Raw genomic sequence first — 6,808 nt, forward strand, 5'->3', positions numbered from 1 at the left:
TGTTGCCGTGTCTGCCCGGGGGCTGCTCCTCGGACCACGGGCCCCCGGACACCCAGCGTCTAGTTTTCCCTGCGGGCGAACCTGTTGAAGATGCGCTCGCCGGCGTTCACGGCGCCTTCGGCGACGTCGCGGAGGACGCCGATGAACGGGTCCTGCGACTGGGCCCACGACTCGCGGTAGGAGTTGGCCGCCGCCTTGATCTCCTCGGAGAGCTTCGCGTTGGCGTCGTCCTCCCGGCGCGGGTAGTTGCCCGCGAGGATGGCGTCGTACTCACCCGACCGTCGCCAGCGGTCCAGCTCCGCGACCCGGGTCACGGCGAAGGGGTGCGTGGTGCCGAGCAGGTTGAGGATCTTGAGCAGGCCGTCGCGGACGTCGCCCGCCGTGTCGTACTCCCTGGCCTGGTCGAGGAACGCCTCGATGTTCATCTCGTGCAGGCGCGAGCCGCCCGCGAGCTTCATGAGGGCGCGCAGCGCCGCGTCGGGATCCTGCCCGGCGAGCAGGCCGCCACGGTCGGCGGACATCTCCGCCTTGCGCTGCCATTCCTCCAGCGCCGCGACGATCACCCGTAGGCCGATGTAGCCGAGCGGGATCCAGGCCACCCGGGTGGCGAGGCGGGTGAGGATCGCCAGCATCGTGCCGTACACCGCGTGGCCGGACAGGATGTGCGACGTCTCGTGGCCGACGACGAAGCGCAACTCCTCCTCGTCCATCAGGTCGAGCAGCCCCGTCGACACGACGATGAACGGCTCGTCGAAGCCGATCGCCATGGCGTACACGGTCGGGTCCTGCTGCACGTAGATCTCCGGGATCCGGTGCAGGTCCAGGATGTACGCGCTGTCGCGGCCCATGTCGTAGAGCGCGCGAAACTGGGTGTCGGTGGTGCGCACCGCGGACGCCAGGAACATCAGGCGCAGGCGGCGCTCGCTGAACAGCCCCGACATGCGCTTCAGAACCGAGTCGAACCCGCTGAGCGAGCGCATCGCGACCAGCGCGGAGCGGTCGGCGGGGTGTTCGTAGGCTCGGGAGCTGATGCCAGGCAGCTGCACGCGATTGCGATCCGGAGTGGTCATGCTCCGCATGCTATGTCTCACCGGCAGGGCGCGCGCGGGACTGAGCGGGGTGGGAAAAACCGTGACCAACGAGGGGTGCTTTCCGGTTGCTCCAGGTATGCACGTTATGGTCCCTCCCATGAGGAATGGGGCCGTGACCAGGCGGCTGGGCATCATGGGCGGCACCTTCGACCCGATCCATCACGGTCACCTGGTGGCCGCGAGTGAGGTGGCCCATCACTTCGATCTGGACGAGGTGGTCTTCGTCCCGACCGGCCAGCCGTGGCAGAAAGCGGAGAAGACGGTGTCCGCCACCGAGGACCGTTATCTGATGACGGTGATCGCCACCGCGTCGAACCCGCGGTTCTCCGTCAGCAGGGTGGACATTGACCGCCCCGGCCCCACCTACACCATCGACACCCTCCGGGACATCGCGGCGGCGTACGGACCCGATGCGGAGCTGTACTTCATCACCGGAGCCGACGCGCTCGCCCAGATCCTCAGCTGGCGCGACGTCGAAGAGCTGTTCACGATCGCCCATTTCGTCGGTTGCACCCGGCCGGGCCACACCCTGCAGGACCCTGGCCTTCCGGACGGGAAGGTGAGCCTCATCGAGATCCCGGCGCTCTCGATCTCCTCGTCGGAGTGCCGCCAGCGCGTCGCCGCCGGCGAGCCGATCTGGTATCTCGTCCCCGACGGCATCGTGCAGTACATCAACAAACGCGGCCTCTACCGCGACCTCGCCCACTGACCGGCACATCGGGGAAGAAACGCACCGACAGTCACTCGCGCTCTATTGCGAGAAATCGGGCCAGGGGGACAGCGCCCGATTCCGCGCCGGAACTGGGACAAATATGCAAAAATCCTCGCCATGAACTCGGTGAGCACCAACGATGTCGCGGGGCTGTTCTTCGTCACCCTCACGCTGATCAACGCCGGATTGGCGCAGGGCAAGGGACGTTCGGGGCTCGCGTGGTGGCTGCTTCCTTATTTCTCGGGCCCATTGCGACCCTCCTCATCGTTGTTCTGCCCCGTCTCAGGCCTTATGGTGCCACCTGACCGGATACAGCTCTGGCTGTTTTGGGGTTGCCCCGTAAAGCAGGGGTCTGAAGACGTGCCACAGCGGGTGGCGGATCGCCATACAACCGCTATGCGCTAATGTCCCCCATCATGCTCGGACTTTTCGCCAACATGGCCATTCCGCCGATCGCCATCTCGCTTGTGGCCTTCTCGTGCGTCTGGCTCGTCGTGGCCAACCTTCCGCACCGTTCCGAGGCTCAGCGGAGGTCCGGCACCCGTACGGCGGTAACGATGTTCGTGGTCGCTTGCCTGCTGTTCGTCATACCCAGCTTCGTCTATACCGGCATGCCTGGTTTATAGAAACCCACGTTTAAAGCGGCCGGGGCGCTATCGTGCTCGTGTCACAAGCAGCGGATCCACACGACCATGGAGTAGGCTCCGCCGCCCGGTACATCGAACTGCCGATAGCCCGCCTCGACTCGGGCGCCCGTATTCTGCGGATCGCCGCCGCGCTGCGGTTCGCCGTGGCCCGCGCCTGGCGTCCCCTGCGTCTGGTGCGGGCCCTCAACGTGGTGGTGCAGTTGCTCGACGCGCTGCTGGGCGCGGCCCGTCAGGAGGTCGCCCAGACGGTCGGGCCGGCCGTGTTCGCGGCCGCCCTCTTCGCCGCGGCCGTCACGCTCGGGCGCGCGACGGGATCACGCGATGCTGCTCTGGCCGCGGAATCGGGGCACCTCGGCGAGCGTTGAAATTGCGGGTCCCGGGGGACAACCCGGATTGCCGGCGTGTCCCGATAGGGTCACATCGGAAACAGGGTTGTGCCGCACGTCATGGAATGGGCACCCTGGAAGAGCCCGTCAATGGAGGACAGAACCGAATCGTGACCGCATCTGAGAGATCGATCCAGCTCGTGAGGATCGCGGCCGAGGCCGCCGCCGAGAAGCTGGCAGACGACATCATCGCCTACGACGTGAGCGACCAGCTCGTCATCACTGACGCCTTCCTGCTCTGCTCCGCGTCCAACGACCGTCAGGTCCGTGCCGTTGTCGACGAGATCGAGGACCGTCTCCGCATCGAGGCCGACGCGAAGCCGGTCCGCCGCGAGGGCGAGCGGGAGGGCCGCTGGGTGCTCCTCGACTACCTCGACATCGTCGTGCATGTTCAGCACGAGGAGGACCGCACCTTCTACGCCCTGGAGCGGCTGTGGAAGGACTGCCCCTCGATCCCGCTGCCCGAGAGCGTGAGCCAGGTGGCCGCCCAGCGCTCGCACGGCGCCGGATGAGCCGCCGGGTCGTCTGCCTCCGTCACGGCCAGACGCTGTGGAATGTCGAGCAGCGCTTCCAGGGGCACACCGACATCGCGCTGGACGAGACGGGCGTGGCCCAGGCCGCCCGGGCGGCGTCCCTCCTCGCGGCCCTCCAGCCGACGAAGATCGTCTCTTCCGACCTCCGTCGAGCGTTCGACACCGCGTCGGCCCTCGGGCGGCTCGCCGGCCTTGACGTCTCCGTGGACAAGGACCTGCGGGAACGCGGCGGCGGCGAGTGGGAGGGCCTCACCCGTGCGGAGATCAGGGCGGGGTGGCCGGCCGAGTTCGAGGCCTGGGAGGCGCCGGGCGGGGAGCTCGTGACCGACGTCGCCGACCGGGTCGCCGAGGCGATCCTCCGCTGGTCCGCCAAGCTTGGAGACAACGGCCTGCTGGTCGTGGCGTCGCACGGCGCCGCCATCCGCCTGGGCATCGCCCGCCTGATGGGCCTGCCTCAGGAGCTCTGGTCCGTGCTGGGCGGTCTCGGCAACTGCTCGTGGTCGGTGCTGGAGGAGGGCCGCAAGGGCTGGCGCCTCCTGGAGCACAACGCCGGCACCCTGCCCGAGCCGGTGAGCAGCGACGACAGGCCCGAGGCGGCGATCGCCGACGGCTGATAGAGCCGGGACCAGTGTTACAGGGTGACAATTAGGTAAACAGCTGGTCATCCCGATATGCTCTCCGAGCGCCGCGCCGAGAGGACTCGGAGCGGTGGCCAGGGGCTATAGCGCAGCTGGTAGCGCACCTCCATGGCATGGAGGGGGTCTGGGGTTCGAGTCCCCATAGCTCCACCTGTGTTGCGTGTCGCAACGTACGGAACGGATCGTCGAAGGGCGGTCGGCAGGCGCAACGCCTGACGCCTCATGCCACTCAGCCGTGGTCGCGTCACCCGCGCCGGCAGCCCTGAAGGGCTCTACACAGCGAAAGCACGACGCGCCTCGTCGTCCCGAGGCGCGTCGTGCTCAGCGATCAGCCGTCAGAGGCTCTTGAGGTCAGGGCTCTTGAGGTAGGCCAGGGAGGGCATGAAGAAGTACTCGCCGCCCTTCATGGTGACGGTCTGGGGGATCTGGGTCTGCGGCGTGCCGACCTTGTCACTGCCCCATGCCTTGGGGAACCGAACCTTGATCTCCCGCTTGCCCTGGCCGATCACCGCGTCGTGGCCGGTGCCGCTCGCCGGGAAGTCGGCGTTGTCGGCCCATGTCTGCTGGGTGAACTCGAACTGGCTCTGCAGGCTGGAGTTGAACGCCATGAACAGCAGGCCCACCCCGCCCGTCGGCCGGGTCTCCAGGGGCCCGTCGTCCCAGGGCCGGTCGGTGCGCGTGCCGTACGTCTGGCCGCGCCTGGCCATCATCACGCCGAGGACGCGTTCGAGGCCGCCGTCACGGGAGTCGCGCGGGTTGGTCTTGCGGATGTGCGCGCTGACCGGGCATTTCGAGCCGGGGTCGTCGCGGTAGCTGAAGTCGTTCTGCACCGGGAAGTCGTCCGAGCTGGGCTTGCCGTGCAGGCGCAGGGGCGTGCCGTTGCGGAACCTGCCGACCAGCATGGCGCCCGCGAGCTGGCGGTCCGCGCCGGTCAGCCCGAGGCTGTCGGCCAGGTGCTCCTCCGCCTGCCGGAAGGCGCGGACGTTCTGCTCCAGCTTGCGGAAGACGAGGTAGCTGCCGAAGTGCTGGCTCGGCTCCGGGGCGAGCGGGTCGGCGACGAGGATGTGGCTCAGCGGGAAGAAGGGCGTCCAGTTCTTCCCCGGCTCCTTCGCGACCTGGTCGGCCAGGAACAGCGGCTGGCTGCGTCCGTCGATGTAGCCGAAGTGCTCGATCCCCCGGCCCTGGGCGTTGCGCAGGCCGAGGCCCGTCTCCTCGCCGACCTTCTCGGCGGTCTTCGGCAGCAGCGCCAGAACGCGCTTGCGGGTGGCCGCGACCGGCTCGGCGGTGGCGTCGCCGATGAGCACGACGGCGTGGATCTCCTTCTGGTACGGAGTCTCCCAGCCGCTGACCGGCGGGTCGCTGAGGGTCGTCTGGCGTCTCTTCAGGCCCGACTTGAACGCGTTGTCGTCGAACTTCGTGGTCGCGTGGCCCAGCTTGAGGTAGCCGGCCTTGCTGATCCCCACCCCGACGTACGGCGTGCCGCCCGTCCCCGACCTATCGAACGCGCGGACCTCCTCCAGGTGCTTCCTGGCCGACTTCATCAGCGGGACGAGGGCGTGGAGGAAGCGCTTGCCGTCCGGCCCGTCCGCGAAGTGGAAGAACAGCACCGACAGGTGCTCCCGCACGTGCGCCTGCAGGATGTTGGGCTGCAGGTTGTCCAGCATCGCCTTGGTGTCGGCGTCCAGGCCGGCCGAGTCCCATGCGAGCGGTGTGCTGTTGGCCAGATTCACCGGCATTCGATCCTTCCCCGTTGTCAGTGTCGTGCGGGCCCCCAACCCATAAGAGTCTTCTTTCACGGCAAAGGTTGCGTTGGCTAGAGGAATGCCAACAAAACAAGCGGAATGGAAAGTGCCCGCCCCCTGTTGGGAGCGGGCACTCGCTTTGTGCGATGTCAGCCGACGGTGAGCTTGTCGGCGTTCGGGCCGCCGTTGACGGTTGTCGAGGTGGTCCGGATCTTGTTGACGCCCGCGACGAGGTTCACCGTCACGGACTTGGTCGCCCACGTGTCCCAGTTGGTCGTGGAACCGAAGGAGACGTTGGAGGCGGCGGCCGTCCCGTTGACCGTGAAGTCCATGGGCCGGTTGGTGGTGGTGCCGTTCGAGTAGCGGAGCGTGACCGTCGCCGGTCCCGCCGCCGCCGCGTTGACGGTCCACTCGACGTAGCTGCCGACGACGTTGTCGTAGTTCACGAAGCCGGTGCCGGTGAAGCCGAGGTGGTTGGACTCGACCACGCCTTGCGAGATGGTCGCGTCCTCCGCCTGGTAGTCAGCCGACGGGGCCTGGGGGACGACGGTGAGCTTGTCCACGTTCGGCCCGCCGTTCACGGTCGTGGCGGTCGCCCTGACCGTGTTCGAGCCGGCGCTCAGCGTGGCGTTGATCACCTTGTCGGCCCAGGTGTCCCAGTTGGTGGTGCTGTCGAACGAGACGCCCGAAGCCACCACCGTGCCGTTGACGGAGATGTCCATGGGGCGGTTCGTCGTCGTCCCGTTGGCGTACCTCAGCGTGAGGGAGGCCGGTCCGGCCGAGGCCGCGTTGACGTTCCACTCGATGTAGGACCCGGTCGTGTTGACGTAGTCGACGAAACCGGTTCCGGTGAAGTTGAGGTGGTTGGAGAACACTCCCGCCTGGGACAGCGTGGCGTCCTCCGCCTGGTACTCGTTGGAGGACGAGCCCGGGGTGGTGGTGCCGGTGACGGGGGAGCTGTTGCCCGACTCGTTCCCGGCGGCGTCGACCGCGGTCACCGTGTAGGTGTGGGAGGAGGAGGCGGCGAGCCCGCTGATGGTGGCGGTGGTCCCGGTCGGG

8 protein-coding genes and 1 tRNA gene are annotated in these 6,808 nt (G+C 67.8%); 6 read left to right on the forward strand and 3 right to left on the reverse strand.

All coding sequences use genetic code 11. The annotated features are described in order from the left end of the window. Positions 1-59: 59 nt before the first annotated feature. Positions 60-1,070 (reverse strand): M48 family metallopeptidase, encoded by a 1,011-nt coding sequence (locus ABH927_RS33405; protein WP_370028387.1) that lies wholly within the window; start codon positions 1,068-1,070, stop codon positions 60-62. Positions 1,071-1,188: 118 nt separating this feature from the next. Between ABH927_RS33405 and nadD the strand changes: the two genes are divergently transcribed. The 6 genes from nadD to ABH927_RS33435 all read left to right on the forward strand — a co-directional run bounded on the left by nadD (position 1,189) and on the right by ABH927_RS33435 (position 4,157). Next, positions 1,189-1,800, forward strand: a complete 612-nt coding sequence (gene nadD / locus ABH927_RS33410; RefSeq protein ID WP_370028389.1) for a nicotinate-nucleotide adenylyltransferase — start codon at positions 1,189-1,191, stop codon at positions 1,798-1,800. A 419-nt stretch (positions 1,801-2,219) separates the two neighbouring features. Continuing rightward, on the forward strand, positions 2,220-2,429 hold the full coding sequence (locus ABH927_RS33415) for a hypothetical protein (RefSeq protein WP_370028391.1): 210 nt from the start codon (positions 2,220-2,222) through the stop codon (positions 2,427-2,429). Positions 2,430-2,467: 38 nt separating this feature from the next. Continuing rightward, a complete protein-coding gene (locus tag ABH927_RS33420; protein ID WP_370028393.1) occupies positions 2,468-2,815 on the forward strand; it encodes a hypothetical protein in 348 nt (115 codons plus the stop codon). 131 nt (positions 2,816-2,946) lie between these two features. Beyond that, a complete protein-coding gene (rsfS, locus tag ABH927_RS33425; protein ID WP_261583794.1) occupies positions 2,947-3,348 on the forward strand; it encodes a ribosome silencing factor in 402 nt (133 codons plus the stop codon). Then, positions 3,345-3,983, forward strand: coding sequence for a histidine phosphatase family protein (locus tag ABH927_RS33430; RefSeq protein ID WP_370028395.1), 639 nt, complete (start codon positions 3,345-3,347; stop codon positions 3,981-3,983). Before rsfS ends, ABH927_RS33430 begins: the two co-directional genes overlap by 4 nt. 101 nt (positions 3,984-4,084) lie before the next feature. Then, positions 4,085-4,157 (forward strand) — tRNA-Ala (locus ABH927_RS33435). Positions 4,158-4,342: 185 nt separating this feature from the next. Here ABH927_RS33435 and ABH927_RS33440 read toward each other — a convergent pair. Both ABH927_RS33440 and ABH927_RS33445 read right to left on the reverse strand, forming a co-directional pair. After that, positions 4,343-5,743 carry a Dyp-type peroxidase gene (locus ABH927_RS33440; RefSeq protein WP_370028397.1) on the reverse strand — a complete coding sequence of 467 codons (1,401 nt, stop codon included), beginning with the start codon at positions 5,741-5,743 and terminating at the stop codon, positions 4,343-4,345. A 155-nt stretch (positions 5,744-5,898) separates the two neighbouring features. Beyond that, a partial coding sequence (locus ABH927_RS33445; protein ID WP_370028399.1) for a CBM35 domain-containing protein occupies positions 5,899-6,808 on the reverse strand: 910 nt, incomplete at its 5' end.

The organism is Planotetraspora sp. GP83 (assembly GCF_041262585.1).
In the GTDB taxonomy this organism is placed as follows: Bacteria; Actinomycetota; Actinomycetes; order Streptosporangiales; family Streptosporangiaceae; genus JAOEGB01.